Here is a 23,652-nt window from a genome sequence, read left to right on the forward strand (position 1 = left end):
GCTGCATCAGGAAAGGCCGCTGAAGCCTCCCATTTCCCACTTGCCGCTGAGAAGTTCATAGCCAACATCCTCGGTAATGCGACACTCCTTCATGGTGCGGGAGGGATTTGCCAGGGCATGGTCTGCCTCGTCCAGGATGCGGCTTATGAGGTCAAGCTTGCGCTTGCGTATGAAGCCGCGCGGTTTGTTTATGGCACATGCTGTCATAGGTTTTCCTGTATGCTGCTTCGGACATGCCCGAAGGATTTTGTGTTGCGAGGAATATCCGCAGGGTCTGGACATCCGGAATTTCGAAAGCCAAAAATGGACTTCTTGGAAGCATTATCAGTAACAATAACCAATATTGAACAAAAGTAAACCCCCTGTTCACGCTTGCGCGGCAGGGGGCTTTTTTGAGCTCCTGTTTTCGGAGAAGCTCGCTATATCTTGAGCAGGGCCTCCGCATAGTCGTCGCCGTTGAAGGGACGCAAATCCTCGACCTTTTCGCCAAGGCCCACGTAGGTAATGGGCAGCTTGTGCTGCATTGCCACGGCTATGGCGACACCGCCCTTGGCCGTGCCGTCGAGTTTGGTGAGGATGAGTTCGTCGACACCAGCACTCTCCTTGAAAAGCTTGGCCTGGGAGAGGGCGTTTTGACCAGTGGTTGCGTCGAGAACGAGCACTGTCCTGTGGGGGGCACCAGGATGCTTGCGTGCTATGACATTGCGTATCTTGGCAAGCTCGTCCATGAGATTGACCTTGGTCTGCAGGCGACCCGCAGTGTCCACATAGAGTACATCCACTCCCTCGCTCATGGCCCTGTCCATGGCCTCGTAGGCAACGGAGGCAGGATCGGAGCCTGCCTGTTTGGCGTGAAAGAGGGCTCCAACCCTGTTCGCCCACACCTGCAGCTGTTCAATGGCCGCTGCCCTGAAGGTGTCTGCAGCGGCAATCATGACCTTCTTGCCCTGCATGCGGTCACGGTAGGCCAGTTTTGCAATGGTCGTGGTCTTGCCTGCACCGTTGACGCCAATCATGAGCACCACCTCGGGCGGGGTAATGCCCACGATATGCCTGGGTCTGGCAAAGATGGAGCGAATTTCCTCACGCAAAAGCTCGCGGGCGCCCTCGGAGGTTGTGACCTTCTGCTCCCTTGCCCTTGTGCGCAAACGCTCCGTGAGTTCCATCGCGGCCTCGACGCCAAGGTCGGCCATGATGAAGATTTCCTCCAGCTCTTCCCAGAACTCGTCATCCAGCTCGCCATGGCTTGAGATAAGGCCCTCGAAATGTCTGGCAAACTGGGCTCTGGTCTTGGCAAGGCTGTTGGACAGTTTGAGGAAAAGGCGGCTTCGCTCGTCCTCTTCGTCCTCAAGGTCCAGGGCGAGCGCCAGGCGGTACTGCAGCTCGGATCTGAAATCCTCGATCTGCCGGTACTCCATGCGTTCGAGCCAGCCGGCAAAGTCGTCCACAAATGCTTTGGCCTCATCGGCCGGAGCTTCCAGGGTGCGCAAGAGGAAGGTCACGCGGCGGTTGAGCTCATCGCCCGCCTCGCTCACACCGTCAAGGACGATGTCCAGCCAGACGGACAGTCTGGCCTCGGCCTCGCGTAGACGCAGGGTGAGTTCCGGATAGTCGAAGTCTGCCGCAGCTGCGACAGGCTCCTCGGCCTTTTTGCGGTTCTCCTCCCAGTCCTCGGGCATGAGGGGTGCGCCCAGATCAATAATGATCTCGTCCTCGCCGCCCTCTTCTGCCTTCTGGCCGGCATCCTGCACGGGCTCCTGCGCAGTCTGCTGTTCTTGCACAGCTGCGGGCGCAGGTCCCTCCTCTTCGGCACAGGGCTTTTCAGATGAGGCTTGCGCACTCTCTTCCAGGACTTTTTGCCCTTCCGCAGCGGCCTCTTGGCCGGCCTCAGAAGCAGCCCCGGGGGCCTCGAATTTTTCCTCTGTACCCTCGGACTTTTGGGCACCGGCTTCGGACCTGACTGCAGGCTCGATCTCTTCCGTCACCTGTTCCGGCTTGAAAGCTTCCTTGGCTTCTTCTGCTGGCCTGAATGCTGCCCAGGGATCTATTGCGGCCTTCACTGGCTCGACTGCTTCCGCGGCCTTGTCGCCAACTTTTTGCTCTGCTTCCTGTGCTCCGATGCTCTCGGTTTTTTCGTCCGTACCCTCGGACTTTTGGGCACCGGCTTCGGACCTGACTGCAGGCTCGATCTCTTCCGTCACCTGTTCTGGCTCGGACGCTTCCTTGGCTTCTTCTGCGGGCCTGAACGCTGCCCAGGGATCTATTGCGGCTTTCACAGGCTCGGCTGCTTCCGCGGCCTTGTCGCCAACTTTCTGCACAGCTTCCTGGGCCGGAGTGTCCTCGGCTCTTTCGTCCGTACCTTCGGATTTTTCGGCACTGGCTTCGGGCTCGGCTGCTTCCACGGCCTCCGGTGCCTCGGGCCTTTCGTCCGTACTTTTTTCGACACTGACTTCGGGCTCGGCTGAAGGCTCGGCTGCTTCCACGGCCTCCACTGCCTCGGACCTTTCCTCCGAACTTTCGGATTTTTCGACACTGACTTCGGACTCAGCGGCAGGCTCGACCGTTGCCGGCTCAGCCTCAGCCGATTTGGCTTCTTCCAATGGTCTGAATGCAGCCCATGCGTCGAGTGGGGCTTCGGGCTTTTCCTCTTCGGCGGGCGCAGCAGATTCTCCTGCCTTCTGCCCTTCCAAAGCCTCACTGACCCTGTCAGCTTCATCTGCATCTTCGGACTTTTCCGCTGCGGGGCAGGCTTTTTCTTCCTGCTGGATCAAGGGCTCGATAGAAAGGGAATCAGCTTTCTCTTCTTCGATCACCGCTTCTTCTGCAGATACGAACTCGGCCTGATCGGGGACAGCTTGCCCGCTCTCCTCCGAAGCCTGCCTTTCCTGCACATCTTCCTGCGTCTGAGATTCGGGCGCGCCTTGCTGCTGTGCCGAAGATTCGCTCTCGGGAGCCGCTATGTCAGGCTTCTGCTGCAGCTCCGATTGCTGGTCTGCCTGTTGTTGAGGCTGCTGTTCGGATCGCTGTTCCTGCAAAGCCTCGGACGCAGACTTTTGCTCAGCCTGTTCCTCTGTCTGCGAAGGAGCGCCAAATATCTTTTTTATTCTGGAAAAAAAGCCCATGCCTGTTCTCCCGCGTTTGCAAAACTGTGTGTCAGCCCTGATCCCGGACGTATTGCTTCCTTCGTCCAGCCCAAAGGACAAGCAAGCCCATGACAAAGAAGGCCACTGCTCCTGCCTGGCTCAAGGGCACCATGTGCCACAGGCTCTTGTCCGAGATTTTTTGCATGCGCGCCTGCCAGGGAGCGGGATCGAGGGCAATCCAGACCTTTCCCATCTCCTCGCCAGTGTCCGTCACAAGCCTCTCGGTCCATTCGCACATGCCAGGGGACGCAAGTCCGTCCAGCGGCGCAAGGTTGCCGTCCCTGTCCCGCATCTGTGCTTCAAGAAGCCTGTCCTTGCCATACACGGCACAAGCCAAGACGCTCCTGTTTTCCATGAAGTCGAAAACAGGCTGACGCACAACAAATTCGTCGATATCCGCATCCGTCTCGACTCTCGCGTCCAAAAGTGTGCGGACAAGTTCCCTGGCAAGGATCTTGGCCTGCGCTTGGGCCTCGGCTTCCAGCTCCTCTTGAACAGTGTCCAGCATCATCTGCCTTTGCGCAAAGAGCAAGGCAACAAGACACAGGGATGCAGCGACCCAGAAAATGACGATGCGAAGTTTCATGGCAAAAAAATCAGTCCCTGTGGGGATTGGATTCCATCTTCCACTCGCGTACGACCTCGCGCACGCTGGCAAGCCTTGCCGCATCAAGCTTGCCGTACTCCTCGGCAAAGACGTGGATGCGCGTGCCCCCTCTAGGGACAAAGAGGCCCTTTACCCTGGCCCAAGCAGGGTGCAGCAAGGTGGTAATATCCTCCAGGACCTTGTTGGTGATGGTCTCCATGAAGGAGTGATGGTTCCTGAAGGCAAACATGTAGAGCTTGAAGCTCTTGGACTCCACGCACAGCTCGCTGGGAATGTATTCGAGCACGATGGTGCCGAAATCCGGCTGCCCTGTCACGGGACAAAGCGAGGTAAATTCCGGAAAGGCTATGCTTATGACATAGTCACGCCCCGGAAAACGGTTGGGAAAGGCTTCGAGGATGTCTATGCCTGGGTCTCCTGCCGGAACAGGGGAGCCTCCGTGGCCCAGGGCCGAAAGTCCGCCTGTGATATCGTTGCTGCGTGTCTCCATGCTTGCCTCATCTATATTTTGTTGCCTGAATTGCCTGCTGTCAGCCTCCAGGGGAGGGACAAAGTCGTAAAAGAATACGCACAAAAGAGGCAAGACACAATGCCGGATCCCTGTGTCGCATAACACCCGTTGCAGCTGCGTTTCTCCCAAAACGAAAAGAGGGGCAGGAAAACTTCCTGTCCCCCTTTTGGCAGAATGTTGTTTGCATATTTCGAAGGTCAGGCAAGCCTGCCCATTTCCCTGGCCTTTTCCAGGGCCGGATGGTTGCGCATGGCACCGTATGAGTTCACGCCTGTTACAAAGAGCCTGCCCCTGTCCTTCCAGCCCTTGTAGCCAATCATCTGCCTGTAGGATGAGGCAGCTCCGGCAAAGGAACGCAAAAGGGGCGTCTCCCCGACCATGAGCAGCATGGCCTCGCGCACGGCCATGTCTCTGGGTTTCTCCCTGTGGGAATAGGGAAAGAAGCGATCGATGGCGCACTTGATATGGCCGCTCATCGCATACCAGTAGAGAGGCGAGCACAGGACAAGGAGATCGGCCCTTTCCAGAAGGGGCCAGAGTTCATTGAAACTATCCTCCAGCACACAGGGGGCACCTGTGCTCCAGCAGCCGCCGCAGTGCATGCAAGAGACCATGGGCTTTTGCCCACAGGCAAAGACATCTACCCTGTGACCAGCCTCGCGGGCACCCTGCACAAAGGCCTGGGCCAAAAGATCACTGTTGCCCCCTTCCCTGCCGCTGCCTGTCAGGACAAGGATATTGCGGCTTTTTCCGGACCCCCTGGTCACAAAGGATTCCACCCTTACCGAAGTTGTGGAAAAGAGCGTTTTGGCGACAATACCTGCTGCACCAAGAACTACGGCTGCGACACTGCCCCCCAAAAGAAGGCTTCTGCGTGAAGGACGCATATACTTTCCCGTGCCCGACTCTTCCCTTGCCATGGGGTACTCCTAGAGGGATGCTCCGAAGCTGCGGGCCTCGTCCAAAACAGGGGAGCCGGCGATGGCACCTGCCTCAAGAACGCCGCCTGCGAGCACTGTGCCAAGGTCCGTCCACTCCATGAAGGACATGAGCGCATGGTAGTAATCAAGCACAGGCTTCCAGTTGTCGGGAGTATTGCCCTCGGCTGCCATGATGAGTGCGCATTCCTTCTTCGGATTGGCGTAGCCAGGATCGCATTCTGCCACGGCAAAAAGCCTGTCGAAGGCCATCTTGAGCTGGGCCGAGAAGGCCCAGTAGTACATGGGGGAAGCGAGGATCACAATGTCTGCCTCCCTGTAGGCAGGATAGATTTTGAGCATATCGTCCTTTTGCACACAGGGGCTTGCGGCATCCCTGCCGCCCTTCATGCAGCCAAGACAGGGGTGCAGGTCCATTTTCTGCAGATCAAAGCGGGTCACGGTGTGGCCGGCCTGTGTGGCGCCTTCAGTGAATGCGTCGAGCAGCATGGAGGTATTGCCCCTGGCCCTTGGGCTGCCGTTGAGAACCAGAATCTTCTTGCTCATGATATGCTCCTTTGGGGAATGTGCCCCGACCTGCCACATGCTTTCAGGCGCGGCACAAACGCTGAAAAAAATGTGAATTCTTGTGAACTTCTAGAGGGAGTGCATGTGTCTTCTTCCGACCATGAGTTCAAGCTCCTCGTCGCACATGGTGGAAAGGATCTCGTCTATTTCCCGCAAGACCTCCTTCCTTGCTTCCCCATCCCGCACCCGCAGGCGAAAGTTCAGGGGATTGAGGTAATGGATCCCGTCGTAGAAGGTGTCGACATCGAGTTCGCTCAAAAAGGCGCGCAGCTCCTCTATCTTTTCCCGCTCGTTGGCTTCGGTGAAGCTCCCCTCAAGAACCATGTCCTGCAGGGGCGTGTCGGGAAAGATGGTGAGGCCAGTGGTCGTGATGCGCTTGGGATGCACCCTGTTGAACATGCGCGCAGTGGCAAGACCGCTTTCGATGCCGCGCCCCTTGCCGCCCATGCCGAGGATATAGAAGTTTGTGTAGGTGATGCCTGCCCCATCGAGCCTCGTAAGCTCGCGCACAATGTCCTCGGCTGTGTGGCCCTTGTTCATGAGGGAAAGGACCATGTTGTTGCCGTTTTCCGTGCCAATATAGAGGTGGTTCAGTCCAAGGCGGGCAAGCATTGAAAGCTCCCCGTCGCTCTTGAGTGCTATGTCGCCAATGCGCGCCTGCATGGAAAGCCTCGAAAAGCGCGGAAACGATGTGCGCAAAACGGCAATCCAGGAGGCTAGCCTTGCAAAGGGCAGGGCAAGGGGATTTGATCCTGTCAGATAGATGGGTGTGTCAGGGGAGAAAAAGGGCCTCGCCCTCTCTGCCTCAAGGGAGAGTTCCGTATCCGTCACGGCCATGAAGGGATAGCCGCGCGACACGTAGCAGAAGCTGCACTTGTTGTAGGTACAGCCCTGGGTTGCGCGCAAAAGCAGGGAATGTGCCTCCTGCGGCGGCCGCATCTGCGGTTCTGTAAATTGTGTCACGCCGGTACCTCCTCCGAGACACGCTAGGAGTTCGTGTTCCATGTGGATATTATTTAGCGCTCGTTACAAAAATAGTCAAGACAGAAATTTCGGATTTTTTCCGAAACACTCTTCAAGATAAGGAATATTTCTGACGCATTAACAAGAGCAATCCTTGCGTGACTGTTACTTAGCAAACGCTAAAAAATTTGCGACAAGAGAACTGTCCATACCTTCCCTGTCAGGACTGCGTAGTTCTTGGGGGCAAGAGGCGCGCTGCCAGGGTAGCCATGTTCACAAGCTCGGAGAGAAAGAGGCCATCCCTGGCCTGCAGGGACAGGCCTTCGAGCATGGTATTGAGCGCTCCTGCCAGGGCAGGGACATCCGTGTCTGCCGGAATCTGGCCATCGGCAATGGCCTTGCGGAAACGATCGGCAAACATCTGCCGTGTTGCCTGCCTGCACTCCCGCACCCTTTCTATGATTGCCTTCTCGTCCTGGCTTATGTTCACGGCTGCAAGCACAACCATGCAGCCGCAGGGCGTTTCAGGGGACAACAGAATCCGGGCAGCCTCGCGAAAGAAGTTTTCCACTGCCCTGTATACGTCGGGCTCTGCGCAAAAACGTTTGGCAGGTTCGTCCCAATAGGTGTGCTCATAGTAGTCCAAAGCCTCGAGAAAGAGGGAGGCCTTGTTGCCAAAGGCCGCGTACAGACTGGGCGGCCTGATCTCCATAACCTTGCACAACTCTGCCACTGAGGCCGGCTCGTATCCCCTCTGCCAGAAGAGCTCAAGCGCCCTGTGCAGGGCCTGATCCCGATCAAAGCAGCGCGGCCTGCCCTTGCCCTGCCCCTGTTCGTTTGTCCTGTTCCCATGCGTCATGCCCTGCTCCTCCCTGGTTCTCCCTTCGCCTGAGCCAGCAAACAGCCAATGCAGGCGGTCCGCCTCCTGTCTAGGTATAGTTTTCCGCCTCTTCTGGCAATGTACATCCCCTCACCGCTCCTTGGGGACAGAACGTTGCAACAGTTCCAAAACGTTTCAAATAGTGTTACACTGAAACATTGTGAAACACAGTGAAACATCATGTTTCCTGTGCCATTTTGCACATGATCCAATCGCTGGTCTTGTTCAAAATGGCACATGGGAAGTTTCATGTTTTTCGTCACTTGTTCCTTTGTACACAAGCACAGCCAAGGCACTGTATCCCTGTCCATATTCAGCAAACTGTTCCTGCTTTCTCCCTCATTTTCAGCTCAAGCGGTCTTCTGTTTTCCTCCTCAGGCTTTTTTTTGGCCGGGTATTTGCATTTTACATACTGTAACACCGGACCGTTGCCCAAATCATCGGCCGGCCCCGGGGCCGGCTTCAAGGATCTTCAAACGCAGAAGGAGGAAGCATGAGCAGTTCATGTTCACCCCGCGACAAGAAAATGCTGGACGTTCTCGTCATTGGCGGCGGCAACGCAGCCCTGTGCGCAGCCATCACTGCCCGCAGGGCCGGAGCCACAGTCAAGCTCATCGAGGCCTCGCCCAAGGATGTGAGGGGCGGCAACAGCCGGCATACGCGCAATATCCGCTATATCCACCCCTCGAAGAACTCCTTTCTGACCGGTCCCTATGAAGAGGAAGAGTGCTACAAGGACCTTTTGGGCGTCACCAAGGGCAATACCATCGAATCCATGGCGCGCCTGGTTATCCGCGGCTCCAACAATGTCGGCGACTGGATGATGGAACAGGGTGTTCATTTCCAGCCGGCCATGCGCGGCACGCTTCACCTTTCCCGTACCAACGGCTTCTTCCTGGGCGGAGGCAAAGCCCTCATCAACGCCTATTACGCAACTGCCGAAAAACTGGGCGTGGAAATCGCCTACGAAACCGAAGCCGTGGACCTGTGCATAGAGGACGACACCTTCAAGTGGGCGCTTGTGCACCACAACGGCGAGGAAGAACGCATCGAGGCAAAGGCCGTTGTCCTTGCCTCGGGCGGCTACCAGGCAAACATCGAATGGCTCAAGCGCTCCTGGGGCCCCCAGGCGGCAAATTTCCTCATTCGCGGAACACCCTACGATCGCGGCCAGATGCTCAAGGTCATGATGGAACACGGCGCAAAGACCCTGGGCGACCCCACCCAGGGGCACTGCGTTGCCATTGACGGACGCGCTCCCAAGTTTGACGGCGGCATCTGTACACGCCTCGACTGCGTTCCCTTCGGCATAGCAGTGAACAAGAACTGCCAGCGCTTCTACGACGAGGGCGAGGAAATCTGGCCCAAGCGCTACGCCATCTGGGGACGCCTTGTGGCCGAACAGCCGGATCAGGTCGCCTACATCATTATCGATTCCAAGTCCATCAATCTCTTCATGCCCTCTGTCTTCCCGCCCATCGAGGCCAAGACCATAGCGGAAATGGCTGCAAAGATGGAACTCGACCCAGAGGCTCTCGAAAAGACCGTTGCCGAATTCAACGCGCACACAGTGCCTGGCGGCAACTTCAATTCCGGCGACAAGGACGGCATTGCCACCCAGGGCCTGGAACCCAAGAAGAGCAACTGGGCTCGTCCCATCGACACCCCGCCCTACTACGGCTACTGCCTGCGCCCGGGCATCACCTTCTCGTACTTGAGCCTTGCCATCAACGAGAGGGCACAGGTTCTCAAGGAAAACGACACGCCCTTCAACAACATCTTTGCAGCAGGCGAAATCACCTCCGGCAACGTGCTCGGGCAGGGATACATGGCCGGTTTTGGCATGACCATAGGAACCGTTTTTGGCCGCATTGCAGGTAAGGAGGCCGTATGTCTGAAGTAATGAAGGAAGCCCACCGCACGACCACAATATGCAATGCGTGCAGGTATTGCGAAGGCTTTTGCGCAGTGTTCCCGGTCATGGAACTGCGCAGGACCTTCACGGATCAGGAACTGAAATATTTCGCCAACCTCTGCCACAACTGCCGCGGCTGTTACTACGCCTGTCAGTATGCCCCGCCCCACGAATTCGATCTCAACTACCCCGAGGTCATGGCAAAGCTGCGCAGGGAAACCTACGAGGAGTTCGCCTGGCCGAGATTCCTTGCCCCAGCGCTTCGCTCCAACGGCCTCTACGTCTTCGGCGTCTCCCTCCTCTTTGTTCTTGTTTTCCTTGTCGGCGCACTGCTTGCCAACGGCTCAAAGGCCTTCTTCACGGCCTACACGGGCGAAGGTTCCTTCTATGAAATCATCCCCTACGGCCTCATGCTTGTCCTTTTTGGCGCTGCCTTCCTCTTTGGCCTTGTTGCCCTGTACAAGGGTGTAAAGACCTTCTGGAAGGAAACTGCCGCAAAGCCGGACGAGATGTGGAGGATTGCCAACCACGTGCAGGCCATAAAGGACACCCTCACCCTGCGCTACCTCGACGGCAACGGCGAAGGCTGCAACTACCCGGACGATCGCTTCAGCATGATACGCCGCAAGTTCCACCACGCAACCTTCTACGGCTTCATGGCCTGCGTTGTCTCAACGGCCATAGCCTTCATCTACGACCACATTTTCGGCTGGCCTGCCCCCTACGAATTCTTCAGCCTTCCGGTTCTCTTCGGCACAGGCGGCGGCATAGCACTGTGCATCGGCACGGGCGGCCTCATGTACCTGAAGTGCAAGATGGACAGGCGCCCCTACGACGAAGCCAGCATCAGCATGGACGTCTCCTTCGCAATGCTGCTCTTCCTCATCTGCCTGACCGGTCTTCTGCTCATGCTTCTCCACACAACAGCTCTCATGGGCCTGCTTCTGTGCATCCATCTCGGCCTCGTGCTCGGGCTCTTTGTGACCTTCTCCACCAGCAAGTTTGCGCACATTGCCTACCGCTACTTTGCCCTTGTGCGTAATGCCTACGAAATGCGCGACAGCAACTGATCCTGCCTCCTCCACAAGATACAGCCTGCATGCGGCAAAAGATCGCATGCAGGCAGGGACAGGGCTGTCAGGGGGACAAAGCCATGCTGACCTACTTCGGACTGTTGATCATCATCCTCACCATCGTCGCCATGATCAAAAAGGTGGAATCACGCCTGGTTCTGATCGCCGCAGGCTTCATCATGGCGGTGGCTGCCCTAGCGCCCATGGCGGCCTTCAACGGGCTGACCAAGGGCATGACGGAATCCAACCTCATCTGCAATATCTGCTCAGTCATGGCCTTTGCCTTTGTCATGAAATACACCGGCTGTGACCTGCACCTCTCGAACGCCGTGTCCAAACCCCTGTACAAGGTCCGTCTCATCCTGGTGCCTGGCGCAACCTTTGTCACCTTCTTTGTCAACATCTCCCTGCCGAGCGCAGCAGGCGTTGCAGCCGCAGTGGGTTCGGTCATCATCCCCCTGCTCATGCGCATGGGCGTACACCCTGCCATGGCCGGCGCAGCAGTCCTCATGGGCACCTACGGCAGCATTCTCTCCCCTGGTCTTCCCCACAACCCCTTTGTGGCCGAAATCGCAACCAAGGTCCTGCAGCGTGACGTGCCTGTCATGGAAGTCATCACCCGTCACTCCATGGCAAGTGTCACCACGGTCATTGTCGCCGGCCTCCTCCTTTGGGGCGTGTCCATCTTCCTGAAGGAAGGCAAGGGCTATGTTCCTCCCACAACCACCAACGAGGAAAACTTCAAGGTCAACCCCCTCTATGCAGTCATCCCCATCGTGCCGGTAGCCATGCTCATCACGGGCGCCCTCTTCCCCGAACAGCTCCCTGCGCTCGCGGCACTGCGTGTCGAGCACACAATGCTCTTTGGTGCGGCCCTTGGCCTTGTGGCAACCAGAAAGAACCCCATGGACGGCTCACGGCAATTCTTCGCAGGCCTAGGCAAGGGCTACGCGGACATCATGGGTATAGTTATAGCTGCAGCAGTCTTTGTGGCAGGCATGAAGGCCACAGGCGTTGTTGACGCAGGCATCGAGCTCATGAAGACATCGGAAGACGCAGCCACCCTGGCAGCCCTGCTTGGCCCCTGGGCCATGGCCGTTGTCTGCGGGTCCGGCAATGCCGCAACCATAGCCTTCAACGAGGCGGTCACTGTGTCCGCTCCGGCCTTTGGCGTAGACGTCATCGACATGGGCGCCCTTGCTACACTCGCTGGCTGCATAGGCCGTTGCATGTCCCCCATAGCAGGCGTGACCTTCGTGTGCGCAGGGCTTTGCGGGGCAAATCCCATGGAACTCGTGAAGCGGACCTGTCTTCCCTGCCTGGCAGGTCTCGTGGTAGGCTATGCCATGCTCATAGGATTCTAGGGGACATGCCCCAGAACCCGTGGTCCGCATGGCACAGGCAACACAGCAAACGAAGCGACTTACTGCAATTGCATAGTACAAGCTCACGGGGGCAAAAGGGCATACCTCTGCACCCCCGGGGGCAAAGCCCAGAGGACAAAGCTCATGATACGCACCTACAAGGAAAAGGCCTGTTACTGCCAGGGACGCATTGTCCCCATTCAGGAAGCTCCCAAGACATCCGCAAAGCCCCTCGGCATGGCCCAGAGCATCCTCAAAGCCCACAACATCTCCTCACAGGAAGGCAAGTACGCCATCAGCTTCGATGAACTGCTCTCCCACGACATCACCTACGTGAGCATAGTGCAGACAGCAAGAGCCAGTGGCCTCACACGCTTCCCTGTCCCCTATTCCTTCACCAACTGCCACAACTCCCTGTGCGCCATTGGCGGAACCATCAACGCGGACGATCACCGCTTCGGCCTGTCCGCAGCCATAAAGTACGGGGCCAATTTCGTACCGCCCAACATGGCTGTCATCCATCAGTACGCAAGGGAAATGGTTGCAGCCCCGGGCAAGATGGTCATGGCCTCGGACAGCCACACACGCTACGGCGCCCTGGGCTGCCTTGGCGTTGGCGAGGGCGGTGGCGAGCTCGTGAAGCAGGTCCTGAGCAAGACCTGGAACATTGACGAACCCACCATCATCGGCATCTACGTGCACGGCGAGCCAAGGCCCGGCGTAGGCCCGCACGATGTGGCCATAGCCATGGTCACTGCCCTCTTCCCGGAAGGCTATGCCAAAAACTGCATCCTCGAATTCGTGGGCCCTGGCATTGCCACCCTGCCCATGGACTACCGCATGGGCATAGACGTCATGACTACGGAAACGGGCTGTCTCTCGAGCGTGTGGGTCACGGACGAGACAGTGCGCGACTACCTTGCAGCCCACGGCAGGGAAGCGGCCTATCGCGAAATGGCCCCCGAGGAGGGAGCCATGTACGACAAGTACGTGGACATGGACCTTGGTGCCATCAAGCCCATGATAGCCCTTCCCTTCCACCCGAGCCTTGGTGTCACCATAGAGGACTTTACGGCCAACGTGTACGACCACGTGGACGCCATGGAACAGCGTGCCCAAAAGCTTTTGAGCGACAAGTACAAGGCCGTGCCCAATCTGAAAGCCAAGATCCACGACGGGCACTTCCGCATCGACCAGGCAGTGGTGTCCGGCTGCTGCGGCGGCCTCTACGGCAACCTTGCCACAGTGGCTGCCATGCTGAAGGGCAAGACCATTGGCTGCAACGGCATCAACTACTCCCTCTATCCGGCAAGCCAGCCTGTGCTCGAAAACCTGCTTGCATCCGGCGCCATCACGGACATGGTCCGGGCAGGAGCCACCATACGCACGGCCTTCTGCGGCCCCTGCTTCGGCGCAGGCGATGTGCCGGGCCAAAACTGCTTCTCCGTGCGCCATGTGACCCGCAACTTTGCCAACCGCGAGGGCTCCAAGGCTGCCCAGGGCCAGATTTCCTACGTGGCCCTCATGGACGCACGCTCCATCACAGCTACCATGCTCAACAACGGCTTTTTGACTGCCGCAGGCGAAGACACGCCTGCCATGCCCAAAAGCTATGCCTTTGATCCCGGCATCTATGAAAGGAATGTCTACCACGGCTTTGGCCACGAAAAGGCCGAAACGGAGCTGACCCGCGGGCCCAACATCGCGGACTGGCCGAACATGATTGCGCTTCCGGAAAACCTGCTGCTCACAGTGGGCGCAGCCCTGTTCGACAAGGTCACCACCACGGACGATTTCATAGCCTCGGGCGAGCCCTCGGCGTTCCGCTCCAATCCCGGCAAGATGGCAGAGTACACCCTGCGCAGCAAGGACGCTGGCTACGTTGCCAGGGTGAGCGCCATACGCGACCTTGAGTATGCCCGCGAGGCTGCCCTTGAAAAGGAAGAAGCCATGCCGAAGGAGGTGACAGACTACCTCGCCCTGGCAGGCCTTGGCGCAAGTGATGCAAAAGACACAGGCATAGGCAGCCTTGTCTTTGCCATCTACCCAGGTGACGGCTCTGCCAGGGAACAGGCTGCTTCCTGCCAGAAGGTTCTGGGGGGCTGGGCCAACATAGCAGGCTCCTACGCGACCAAGCGCTACCGCAGCAACTGCATCAACTGGGGCATTTTGCCGCTTGTCACCTGCGACGACGTCAATTCCTGGGAGATAGCCACAGGCGATCTTGTGTACCTCAGGGGCATACGCTCCCTTCTTGAGGGCAGCGAGGAAAGCATGACAGTGAGCGTCTTCCACAACGGCACAAAGACAGAGCGCAAGGTAGCGCTTCCGGACATTTCCAAGGAAGAGCGGGCCATTTTGCTCTCGGGCTGCCTCATCAACTACTACAAGTGATACCCCCTGTCCCGAACGGGCCAAGACAGTGTGCGCAGCCTGTTCCGGGGCATGGACTACGCAATACCCAGGACTACAATCAGCCAGGACCACAGACCCGAAAACGGCCTTATCCCAAGGCTGCACAGGAGTATCAGACTATGGCTTCCACGATTACTCTGGCAAACAACGGCAAGCTGATCATCCCCGACGATCCCATTATCCCCATTATTCCCGGCGATGGTGTCGGCCCGGACATCTGGAACGCTGCAAAACCCGTTTTTGATGCGGCAGTGGAAAAGGCCTACGCAGGCAAAAGAAAGATCGAGTGGCTGCCCATAGACGCTGGCGAGACCTGCTGGCAGAAGACCGGCGAATTCGTGCCCGAAAAGAGCATGGAGGCCATCACAAAGTACCGCGTGGCCCTGAAGGGCCCCCTGAGCACCCCGGTGGGCAAGGGCTTCCGCTCTGTCAACGTTCTCTTGCGCAGACTCTTTGACCTCTACGCCTGCATCCGTCCAGTAAGCCACGTTCCGGGCGTGCCAAGCCCGGTGAAGGATCCGGACGCAGTGAATATGGTCATTTTCCGCGAAAACACGGAAGACCTCTACGCAGGCATCGAATGGGATGCAGGCACCCCCGAAGCCGCGAAGATGATAGCCCTCATCAAGGAGCTTACGGGCCGCGATGTGCGCCCGGACAGCGCCATAGGCATCAAGCCCATTTCCGAGACAGGCACAAAGCGCCTTGTGCGCATGGCCATACAGTACGCCATTGATCACAGGCTTCCGAGCGTCACCCTGGTCCACAAGGGCAACATCATGAAATTCACCGAGGGCGGCTTCAGGCGCTGGGGCTACGAGTGCGCAGCAGAGGAATTCGGCACCTACACCATCACAGAGGAAGAAGCCTCGAAAAACGGCAATCCGGACGGCAAGATCGTCATCAAGGACCGCATCACGGACTCCATGTTCCAGCAGATTTTGCTGCGCCCGCGCGAATACAGCGTGCTCGCCATGCCAAACCTGAACGGCGACTACATGTCGGACGCTCTTGCAGCCCAGGTGGGCGGCCTTGGCATGGCACCCGGCTCCAACGTGGGCGACGGCTACGCCATCTTCGAGGCAACCCACGGCACTGCCCCCAAATACACCGGCCTCGACAAGATCAACCCGGGCTCCCTTATCCTCTCTGGTGCCCTCATGTTCGACTTCATGGGCTGGAACGAGGCAGCGGAGCTTGTGCGCAAGGGCATTGCCTCTGCAGTGGCCCACAAGACCGTGACCTATGACCTTGCCCGCCAGATGGAAGGTGCAACCGAGGTTGCCTGCTCTGCCTTCGGCAAGGCCATCTGCGACAACATGTAAGACATAGAAAATATTGGGCCCGCAGCCTTTTTGCGGGTGCGGGCCCAATATTCCCAGGGTGCAATTATGAAGTCACATAGCATTGAACGAGCCTGGTGCAAGGGCTGTGGCATATGCGTGGCCTTCTGTCCCAAAAAGGCCCTGAGCATCGATCTGATCAGCCAGAAGGCCGTGTGGGACGAGGAAAAGTGCATTTATTGCGGTCTGTGCGAGCACTACTGTCCGGATCTCGCCATCACGGTCATAAACGAGAAGACAGGAAGCGCAGGGACCAAGAGCGAGGAGGCGGCAAATGGCTGAAAGCATGTTTGTTCAGGGCAATGAGGCCTGTGCGCGCGGCGCCCTTTACGCCAATCTGCGCTTCTTTGCCGGCTACCCCATTACCCCTTCCACGGAAATCGCGGAAAGCCTTGCGGAACTTCTGCCCACTGTTGGCGGCAAGTTTGTGCAGATGGAGGACGAACTCTCCTCCATGTGCGCCATCTGCGGCGCCTCTCTTGCCGGCCTCAAGGTCATGACCGCGACCTCCGGCCCTGGCTTTTCCCTGAAGCAGGAGGCCATAGGCTACGCTGTCATGGCGGAAATCCCCTGTGTCATAGTGGACGCCCAGCGCGGCGGTCCCTCCACGGGTCTTCCCACCGAGGTCTCCCAGGGAGACGTCATGCAGGCCCGCTGGGGTGTCCACGGCGACCACTCCATAATAGCTCTCACAGCCTCAAGCGTGCAGGACGTGTTCGAGATCACCGTAGAAGCCTTCAACATGGCGGAAACACTGCGCACGCCCGTCATTCTTCTGCTTGACGCGGAAGTCTGTCACATGCGCGAAAGGCTCACCATTCCCGATCCGGGCGAGCTGCATGTTGTGGAGAGGCTCTACACAGAGGTGAAGCCGGGCGTGGCCTACCACCCCTATCTGCCCCGAGAGGACGGCAGGCTTCCCATCTCCAACTTCGGCGACGGGCACAGGTTCAATGTGACAGGCCTGCACCACGACATCTGGGGCTTTCCGACCCAGAACGCGGACAGCATCGAATATCTGAACCGCCATCTCTACGACAAGATTGAAAATCGCACCAACCTCCTTGCCAGATGGAAGGAATACGATCTGGACGATGCAGAAATCGTTCTCGTCTCCTACGGTTCCGCTGCCAGGAGTGCGCGCCAGCATGTGTACGACAGAAGGCGGCGCGGGGAGAAGCTGGGATTGCTCGAACTGCAGACCATCTGGCCCTTCCCTGCGGATCTTGTGCGCGAAAAGACCGCCCATGCCCGCCGTGTCATAGTGGCGGAAATGAACATGGGGCAATTGTGTTCCCAGGTGAAGATAGCAGTCGAACACCCGGAAAAGGTCTTTTTGGCAAACAGGATAGACGGCAGGCTCATCACTCCGGAAAATATCGCGCGGTGCATTCGTCTCATTGACGGGAGGGGGTTCTAATGTCCATTCATCGTCTGATACGGCCCCGTTTCTTCCCGCACATCTGGTGCCCGGGCTGTGGGCACGGCATCATCCTGAACGGCCTGCTCCACGCAGTGGACGAAATGGGGCTTGAGCAAAACAGGCTGTGCATGGTGTCCGGTATTGGCTGCTCCTCGCGCATTTCCGGATACGTGGACTTTCACAGCATGCATACCCTGCATGGGCGTGCGCTTGCCTTTGCCACGGGCCTGAAGCTTGCCCGTCCAGAGGTGCAGGTCTTTGTGCCCATGGGCGACGGCGATGCCACTGCCATTGGCGGCAACCACTTCATCCATGCCTGCAGGCGCAACATCGACCTTGTGGCCATAGTCATGAACAACCGCATCTACGGCATGACAGGAGGCCAGTTCTCTCCGGAATCCGGTCAGGGCATCATGGCCACCACAGCCCCCTATGGCAACATCGATCCAACCTTCGATGTGGTGAAGCTGGCAATGGGCGCAGGAGCCACCTTTGTGGCCAGGACAACGGCCTTCCACGTGAAGGAAATCGTCAGCATCATCAAGAAGGCCACCATGCACAAGGGCTTTTCCGTTGTGGAAATCCTTTCCCAGTGTCCCACCTACTTCGGGCGCAAGAACAAGTACGGCGGCGCTGTGGATATGCTCAAGTGGTACAGGGACAACACGGCTCCCATCGGTTCCGCGAAGCTGAAGGAGAACCCCGGCCTTATCGAGCGCGGCATCTTCGTTGAGAAGCAGCTGCCCGAATACTGCGAGGAATACGACAAGCTTATAGCCAGGGTGAGGAGCAGCTCATGATCAATCGCATTCTTCTTTCCGGTTCCGGCGGTCAGGGCGTCATCACCATGGCCATCCTGCTGGCCCAGGCGGCCTGTCTCTACGAGGGGCACAACGCCATCCAGTCCCAGAGCTACGGCCCGGAGGCCAGGGGCGGTGCGACGCGCTCCGACGTGATCATCTCCGACGAGCCCATCTACTACCCCAAGGTCCAGCACCCCAACATTCTGGTTGCCCTGACCAACGAGGCTTCTGCCAAGTACCTGAAATTCATCAGACCAAACGGCATCTTCCTCTTTGACAGCGAGCTTGTGCAGCCATCCACAAAGATGGATGCGGACTACGTGGGCTTTCCAATGTACAAGCCTGTGATGGAGCGTTTTGGCAAGCCCCAGGCCCTCAATATCTGCGTTCTGGGGGCACTGCTCGAACTGACGCACGTAACGAGCTTCCAGTCCATAGACCAGTGTCTGAAGGCCCGCTTCAGGCCTGCCTTCCACAAGGCAAACGAGGAGGCTCTGAGCCTCGGCCAGGAACTTGCGGCCAGCTGGAAAAATACCCACAGGCTTGGCTAGTTCTCACCCCAAAAACAGCTATGGCATGCACGGGTTTCCGAGGGGGGATTGCCCGGCGGGAAGAAAACCTGCTTCACAAACGCGTGCCCTGCTGATTTCCGGGAAAGGCAGCCTTGCCGGCTCATCCCCGGACGCTCCTCCATATCCCGCATTTTTCGCATGCCCACAGGCCAGGAAAAGCCATGTGAAAGAGTACGGCCACATACAGGAGGAGCGCCCAGGGGACAGGGAGAGTCCGGGACAACGCCAAAACCCGGGCGAACCGGGCACGGCAGTCTTGCAAGTCATGGACAGGCCCGGATAGACAAAACGGACAAACAGGGGACACTCGGGACCGGACAAAAGCGCGCCGGAGGGACAAGCTATGAACATACACGAATACCAGGCCAAGGAACTTTTCCGCTCCTTTGGCATACCCGTCTCGGACGGCATACTGGCCAACACCGTGGACGAGGCAGTGGCAGCAGCAAACAAACTTGAAGGCCCCGTGTGGGTGGTCAAGGCGCAGGTGCACGCGGGCGGTCGCGGAAAGGCAGGCGGTGTGAAGGTCTGCAAGAGCATAGACGAGGTGCAAAAGGCAGCCTCGGCCATTCTTGGCATGACCCTTGTGACCAAACAGACAGGCGCTTCCGGCAAGAAGGTGCACAAGGTCCTTGTGGAACGTAGCACCAATATTGCGAGGGAGCTCTACCTTGCCGTTGTACTCGACAGATCCGCAGGATGCCTCAGCATCATGGCCTCGCCCTGCGGCGGAATGGACATCGAGGCAGTGGCAGCCGAGACGCCTGACAAGATTTTCATCACAAAGCTCGACGGAAGCCACAATTTCTGGCCCTGGCAGGCGCGCGAGCTCTTCTTTGGCTGCGGCCTTGACGCAAAACAGACTTCCCAGGGTGTCGCAATCGTGCGCCAGCTTGTGGCCCTGGCAGTAGCCAAGGACTGCACCATGGTGGAGATCAATCCCCTGGCAGTCACGGACGAGGGCAAGCTTGTGGCTGTGGACGCCAAGATAAACTTCGACGAAAATGGCCTCACCCGCCACGAGGACATTCGTGCCCTGGACGATCCGGACGAGTGCGATCCCTATGAGCTCAAGGCCAGGGAAGTAGGCGTCAACTACATACATCTCGACGGCTATGTGGGAACCATGGTGAACGGTGCAGGCCTTGCCATGGCCACCATGGACGCCATCAAGCAGGCCGGGGCAGAACCAGCCAACTTCTTCGACGCAGGCGGCGGCGCAAACGAGGACATGGTGGCAAGCGGCTTTGAAATCATGCTCTCGGACCCCAGGGTGCGCGGCATACTCATCAATATTTTCGGCGGCATACTGCGCTGTGACATCGTAGCCCAGGGCATTGTCAACGCGGCCAAAAAGACTGGGCTCACCCTGCCGCTCGTCATCCGCATGGAAGGCACCAACGTGGAAGAGGGCAGGCGCATATTGCGCGAGGCAGGCCTCAACTACAGCGAGGCGAAGAGCATGGGCGAGGCCGCAGCCCTTATCGCCAGGGTAACGGCATAGGGGCAAAAGGGATCAGACGCGCAAACACTCAATCTATCAGGAGGCGGCGCGTATCCCCTTGAACAAGGGGACGCCGAAGTACGATGAGCATACTTGTTGACAAGATGAGCAAGGTGGTCGTGCATGGCCTGACAGGCCGTGAGGGACGCTTTCATGCGGAACAGATGCTGGCCTACGGAACAAATATCGTGGCAGGAGTGACCCCCGGCAAGGGCGGCCAGGAGGTGTTCGGGATTCCGGTTTTCAACACCTGCAGGGAGGCAGTGGAAAAGACCGGCGCCAATGTGAGCATCATCTTCGTGCCTGCCATGGCTGCTGCGGATTCGGCTTGCGAAGCCGCTGCCGCAGGCATACCCCTGGTTATCTGCATCACTGAGCACATCCCTGTGCTCGACATGGTGCGCTGCAGGGAGTTTCTCAATGCCCACGGCACAAAGTTGATTGGCCCAAACTGTCCGGGTATCATCACTCCCGGACAGTGCAAGATTGGCATCATGCCGGACTACATTTTCAAACCAGGCCCCATAGGCCTTGTCTCCCGCTCGGGCACCCTCACCTACGAGGCCACCTGGCAGCTCACCTGCCTTGGCCTTGGGCAAAGCACATGCATAGGCATTGGCGGGGACCCCATACACGGCCTCTACTTTACCGATCTTCTGGAAATGTTCCGCGAGGACAAGGAGACGGAGGCAGTCTGCCTCATAGGCGAGATAGGCGGTGACGGCGAGGAATGTGCTGCACGCTACATCCGGGAAACCAACTATCCAAAGCCCGTGTTCGGCTTCATTGCCGGCCTCACTGCCCCCAAGGGCAAGCGCATGGGCCATGCGGGAGCCATCATCAGCGGCTCCAAGGGGCGCGGCGAAGACAAGATCAAGGCCTTCGAGGAGGCTGGCGTAACCGTCATCCACACCTTGGGCGACTTTGGCAAGACTGTGGCCGAAACCCTGAAGGGCTAAACCCCTGCCCTTTGCATCCCGCAATATCCTGTCCATCACGCAACAATCCCGCAGCCATTACGCACCCATCGCAAGATCCTCATACCCATCCGGCATCTCCCGCCAGGGCGCCCCTTGCTCTCTCAAGTCTTCCCGAAAGGGCAGGGGGCGCCTTTTCCCAAGACATGCACACCCAATTCCCATAAATCAAGGCACGCCCCAAAGTGCGCCAAATGTCCTGCAAGGAATCCGGTATGCCATCCTCAATCATTGCCTTTTTTGGTTCGAGCAAGCGTATCCTGAACATGGTCGAAGAGATTGCCGCGGAAACGGGCAGAAAAATCCTCCTGTACAGGTATGGGCTCGATGCGGCCATTCAGCCAGCCATACGGGCCGTGGAGGAAGACTGCGTCGAAGCCATCGTGGCCTACAGGGGTACTGCGGATCTCATACGCAAGAACGTCAACGTGCCTGTTCTATCCATACAGAATTCGGAAAACATCCGGGTGGACGCCATATGCCGCCTTGCGGGACACGCAAAAAAGCTCCTCATCCCCCTGACAAGGTACGAGCATCTGGACGTGGAGTGCCTGGCAGGCCTCATCAAAAACCTTGAAATCCGCACAGCCCGCTACTCCACTGCCGAAGAACTGGAAGACATCATAGTCAGGGCCAGGGACGAAGGCTGCGACACTGTCCTTTCCGGAGGCCTTGCCTGCCAGATTTCGCGAAAGTACAAGTTGCGCCACTACCTCACTGTCCCCTACAAGGCCCATGTACGTGCGCTCATAGACGATGCGGCAAGCATAGCCAGAGCCAACAGGGAAAACGAGCTCTGGGTGCGGCGCAGCGAGGCCATCATGAACTCAGTTTCCGACGGCATCCTCTCCGTGGATAACGACGGGTTCATCACAATGTGCAACAAGCAGGCCTACAACCTTCTTGGGCTTTCGCAACCCATTACAGGCAAAAACATTGCGCATGCCATTCCTGAGCTTGCCTTTACGAAGGACAAGCCGGGCAAGCTCAACTACTTTGTGCGCCAGATAGGAAATGCGAAGCTTGTCTTCAACCGCGCACCCATTGAGCTTCGGCGCGGCATATCCGGGTGGCTCTACACCTTCAACTCTGCACGCAAGATCATAACCGGCGGCAAGATAGTGAGCCGCGCCCTGCATCAGGCCAACAAGGCCAAATACACCATCAGGGACTACGTACACAAAAGCGAGCTTGTGGACGGCATGCTGCGCAAGCTCTGCCTCTACGCAGCAAGCAATTCCACTGTGCTCATCACTGGCGAGTCCGGCACAGGCAAGGAAATACTTGCCAGCGCCCTGCACAACAAATCCCCGCGCCGCCACAAGCCCTTTGTGTCCATCAACTGCGCGGCCATTCCGGAACAGCTTATCGAAAGCGAGCTCTTCGGCTACGAGGGCGGGTCGTTCACAGGCAGCCTCAGGGAAGGCAAGGCAGGCATTTTCGAAATTGCGGACGAGGGGACCATTTTTATTGACGAGGTGAACTCCCTTCCCCTGAACGTACAGCTGCTTCTTTTGCGCACCCTGCAGGAAAAGGAGATACGCCGCATAGGAAGCGACACTGTCATTCCCCTGAACATTCGTGTCATTGCAGCGACCAACAAGCCCCTCATAGAGGAAGTGCGCAAGGGCAGGCTGCGCGAGGATCTTTTCTTTCGCTTGAGTGTACTCATACTCGAAGTGCCCCCCTTGCGCAGGCACAGCGAGGACATACCGGAACTTGTGAGGCATTTCGTGCGCAAGTTCACCATGAACGGCAAGTATCAGTACCAGGCCATAGACATTCCGGACGACTGTCTGGACAGGCTTGCCACTCTCGCCTGGCCCGGAAACGTGCGCGAACTCGAACACTTTGTGGAGCGGCTGGTCCTTTTGTGCAATGGCGTCTTTGATCGCAATGTCTTCAATTCACTCTTTGCGAGTGCAAGCCAGTCCCAGGCGTCACTTTGCGGCACAAGCCTGCCTCTCCCAAGGGAAGACGGGGACTACCCCGCTCCCCAAAATGGCAAGAGCTCCAAATCCGGCAAGGGTGGAAGACATCTGACCAGGGAAAACATCCTTGCTGCCTTAGCACTTTTCAGCGGCAAAAAGAGCGAGGCTGCAAAATACCTTGGCATTTCCCGGGTCACGCTCTGGCGCCTCATGCAAAAGCACAATATTGCCTGAGTGGAGCCTTGCGCCTCCTTGCGTGCTTCTTGGCAAGGACAGGCCTTTGGGACTATGCTGCGCCTTCCTGCCCGGGCCTGATCGCGCCCTGGTACTACATCACAAAAGCAAAGGAAGGCCCCATGGCACGCAAGAACAGATACCAGTACGACCAGAACCAGGATTTCGATACAACAGAGCGCGTGAGCCGTTCGCAAAAAAAGCGCGAAAGCACAGCCCTGCAGGAGCTTGGCGCAAGCCTTGCCAAACTCCCTTTGCGCGAACTCGAACGGCTTGGGATATCCCCGGATCTGCTCGCAGCCTACCGTGAACTTTCCCGCATCACTTCCCGTGAGGCCAAGAGACGGCAGATGCAGTACATAGGAAGGCTCATGCGCGAGGAGGACGACACGGAGCGCCTTCAGGAGGCAGTTGCCCTTTTCGAGGAAGGACGCAGGCCCTCCGACGTCTTGTAGCCTGGATTTTTCCAGGGCTTTTGGAAGAGACCGC

21 protein-coding genes are annotated in these 23,652 nt (G+C 57.9%); 13 read left to right on the forward strand and 8 right to left on the reverse strand.

The window, feature by feature from the left end; all coding sequences use genetic code 11:
* Positions 1-6: 6 nt before the first annotated feature.
* The 8 genes from B5F76_RS00560 to B5F76_RS00595 all read right to left on the reverse strand — a co-directional run bounded on the left by B5F76_RS00560 (position 7) and on the right by B5F76_RS00595 (position 7,588).
* Positions 7-207 carry a hypothetical protein gene (locus tag B5F76_RS00560; protein ID WP_087349609.1) on the reverse strand — a complete coding sequence of 67 codons (201 nt, stop codon included), beginning with the start codon at positions 205-207 and terminating at the stop codon, positions 7-9.
* Positions 208-419: 212 nt separating this feature from the next.
* A complete protein-coding gene (gene ftsY, locus B5F76_RS15510; RefSeq protein ID WP_087349611.1) occupies positions 420-3,122 on the reverse strand; it encodes a signal recognition particle-docking protein FtsY in 2,703 nt (900 codons plus the stop codon).
* Positions 3,123-3,153: 31 nt separating this feature from the next.
* A complete protein-coding gene (locus B5F76_RS00570) occupies positions 3,154-3,729 on the reverse strand; it encodes a hypothetical protein (RefSeq protein WP_087349613.1) in 576 nt (191 codons plus the stop codon).
* A 10-nt stretch (positions 3,730-3,739) separates the two neighbouring features.
* Positions 3,740-4,240, reverse strand: coding sequence for a preQ(1) synthase (gene queF / locus B5F76_RS00575; protein ID WP_087349615.1), 501 nt, complete (start codon positions 4,238-4,240; stop codon positions 3,740-3,742).
* A 218-nt stretch (positions 4,241-4,458) separates the two neighbouring features.
* Entirely contained in the window at positions 4,459-5,181 is a 723-nt protein-coding gene (locus B5F76_RS00580) for a flavodoxin family protein (protein WP_087349617.1), read from the reverse strand.
* 9 nt (positions 5,182-5,190) lie between these two features.
* Entirely contained in the window at positions 5,191-5,745 is a 555-nt protein-coding gene (locus B5F76_RS00585; protein ID WP_087349619.1) for a flavodoxin family protein, read from the reverse strand.
* A gap of 90 nt (positions 5,746-5,835) precedes the next feature.
* Positions 5,836-6,729: a radical SAM protein gene (locus B5F76_RS00590; RefSeq protein WP_162608605.1), complete on the reverse strand. Its 894-nt coding sequence runs from the start codon at positions 6,727-6,729 to the stop codon at positions 5,836-5,838.
* 220 nt (positions 6,730-6,949) lie between these two features.
* A complete protein-coding gene (locus tag B5F76_RS00595; protein WP_087349623.1) occupies positions 6,950-7,588 on the reverse strand; it encodes a TetR/AcrR family transcriptional regulator in 639 nt (212 codons plus the stop codon).
* A 514-nt stretch (positions 7,589-8,102) separates the two neighbouring features.
* Here B5F76_RS00595 and tcuA point away from each other — a divergent pair.
* The 13 genes from tcuA (at position 8,103) to yjgA (ending at position 23,618) form a co-directional block, all read left to right on the forward strand.
* Complete coding sequence (tcuA, locus tag B5F76_RS00600; RefSeq protein ID WP_275074507.1) at positions 8,103-9,512, forward strand: FAD-dependent tricarballylate dehydrogenase TcuA; 1,410 nt, start codon at positions 8,103-8,105, stop codon at positions 9,510-9,512.
* Complete coding sequence (gene tcuB, locus B5F76_RS00605) at positions 9,500-10,594, forward strand: tricarballylate utilization 4Fe-4S protein TcuB (protein WP_087349629.1); 1,095 nt, start codon at positions 9,500-9,502, stop codon at positions 10,592-10,594. The genes tcuA and tcuB overlap by 13 nt, the downstream gene beginning before the upstream one ends.
* Before the next feature lie 83 nt (positions 10,595-10,677).
* A complete protein-coding gene (gene dcuC / locus B5F76_RS00610; RefSeq protein ID WP_162608606.1) occupies positions 10,678-11,961 on the forward strand; it encodes a C4-dicarboxylate transporter DcuC in 1,284 nt (427 codons plus the stop codon).
* Positions 11,962-12,105: 144 nt separating this feature from the next.
* Positions 12,106-14,355 carry a hydratase gene (locus B5F76_RS00615; RefSeq protein WP_087349633.1) on the forward strand — a complete coding sequence of 750 codons (2,250 nt, stop codon included), beginning with the start codon at positions 12,106-12,108 and terminating at the stop codon, positions 14,353-14,355.
* A gap of 140 nt (positions 14,356-14,495) precedes the next feature.
* Complete coding sequence (gene icd, locus B5F76_RS00620) at positions 14,496-15,701, forward strand: isocitrate dehydrogenase (NADP(+)) (RefSeq protein WP_087349635.1); 1,206 nt, start codon at positions 14,496-14,498, stop codon at positions 15,699-15,701.
* A 66-nt stretch (positions 15,702-15,767) separates the two neighbouring features.
* Positions 15,768-16,001 carry a 4Fe-4S dicluster domain-containing protein gene (locus B5F76_RS00625; protein WP_087349636.1) on the forward strand — a complete coding sequence of 78 codons (234 nt, stop codon included), beginning with the start codon at positions 15,768-15,770 and terminating at the stop codon, positions 15,999-16,001.
* A complete protein-coding gene (locus tag B5F76_RS00630; RefSeq protein ID WP_087349638.1) occupies positions 15,994-17,139 on the forward strand; it encodes a 2-oxoacid:acceptor oxidoreductase subunit alpha in 1,146 nt (381 codons plus the stop codon). The genes B5F76_RS00625 and B5F76_RS00630 overlap by 8 nt, the downstream gene beginning before the upstream one ends.
* Positions 17,139-17,942 carry a 2-oxoacid:ferredoxin oxidoreductase subunit beta gene (locus B5F76_RS00635; protein ID WP_087349640.1) on the forward strand — a complete coding sequence of 268 codons (804 nt, stop codon included), beginning with the start codon at positions 17,139-17,141 and terminating at the stop codon, positions 17,940-17,942. The genes B5F76_RS00630 and B5F76_RS00635 overlap by 1 nt, the downstream gene beginning before the upstream one ends.
* Complete coding sequence (locus B5F76_RS00640) at positions 17,939-18,496, forward strand: 2-oxoacid:acceptor oxidoreductase family protein (RefSeq protein WP_087349642.1); 558 nt, start codon at positions 17,939-17,941, stop codon at positions 18,494-18,496. Before B5F76_RS00635 ends, B5F76_RS00640 begins: the two co-directional genes overlap by 4 nt.
* 364 nt (positions 18,497-18,860) lie before the next feature.
* On the forward strand, positions 18,861-20,021 hold the full coding sequence (gene sucC, locus B5F76_RS00645; RefSeq protein ID WP_087349644.1) for an ADP-forming succinate--CoA ligase subunit beta: 1,161 nt from the start codon (positions 18,861-18,863) through the stop codon (positions 20,019-20,021).
* Positions 20,022-20,104: 83 nt separating this feature from the next.
* Positions 20,105-20,980 carry a succinate--CoA ligase subunit alpha gene (gene sucD, locus B5F76_RS00650; RefSeq protein WP_087349646.1) on the forward strand — a complete coding sequence of 292 codons (876 nt, stop codon included), beginning with the start codon at positions 20,105-20,107 and terminating at the stop codon, positions 20,978-20,980.
* A gap of 233 nt (positions 20,981-21,213) precedes the next feature.
* Positions 21,214-23,163, forward strand: a complete 1,950-nt coding sequence (locus B5F76_RS00655; protein WP_162608607.1) for a sigma 54-interacting transcriptional regulator — start codon at positions 21,214-21,216, stop codon at positions 23,161-23,163.
* Between the two features lie 122 nt (positions 23,164-23,285).
* Positions 23,286-23,618 (forward strand): ribosome biogenesis factor YjgA, encoded by a 333-nt coding sequence (gene yjgA / locus B5F76_RS00660; RefSeq protein ID WP_144268348.1) that lies wholly within the window; start codon positions 23,286-23,288, stop codon positions 23,616-23,618.
* Positions 23,619-23,652: the final 34 nt, after the last annotated feature.

Source organism: Desulfovibrio sp. An276, from assembly GCF_002159665.1.
GTDB lineage: Bacteria > Desulfobacterota > Desulfovibrionia > Desulfovibrionales > Desulfovibrionaceae > Desulfovibrio > Desulfovibrio faecigallinarum.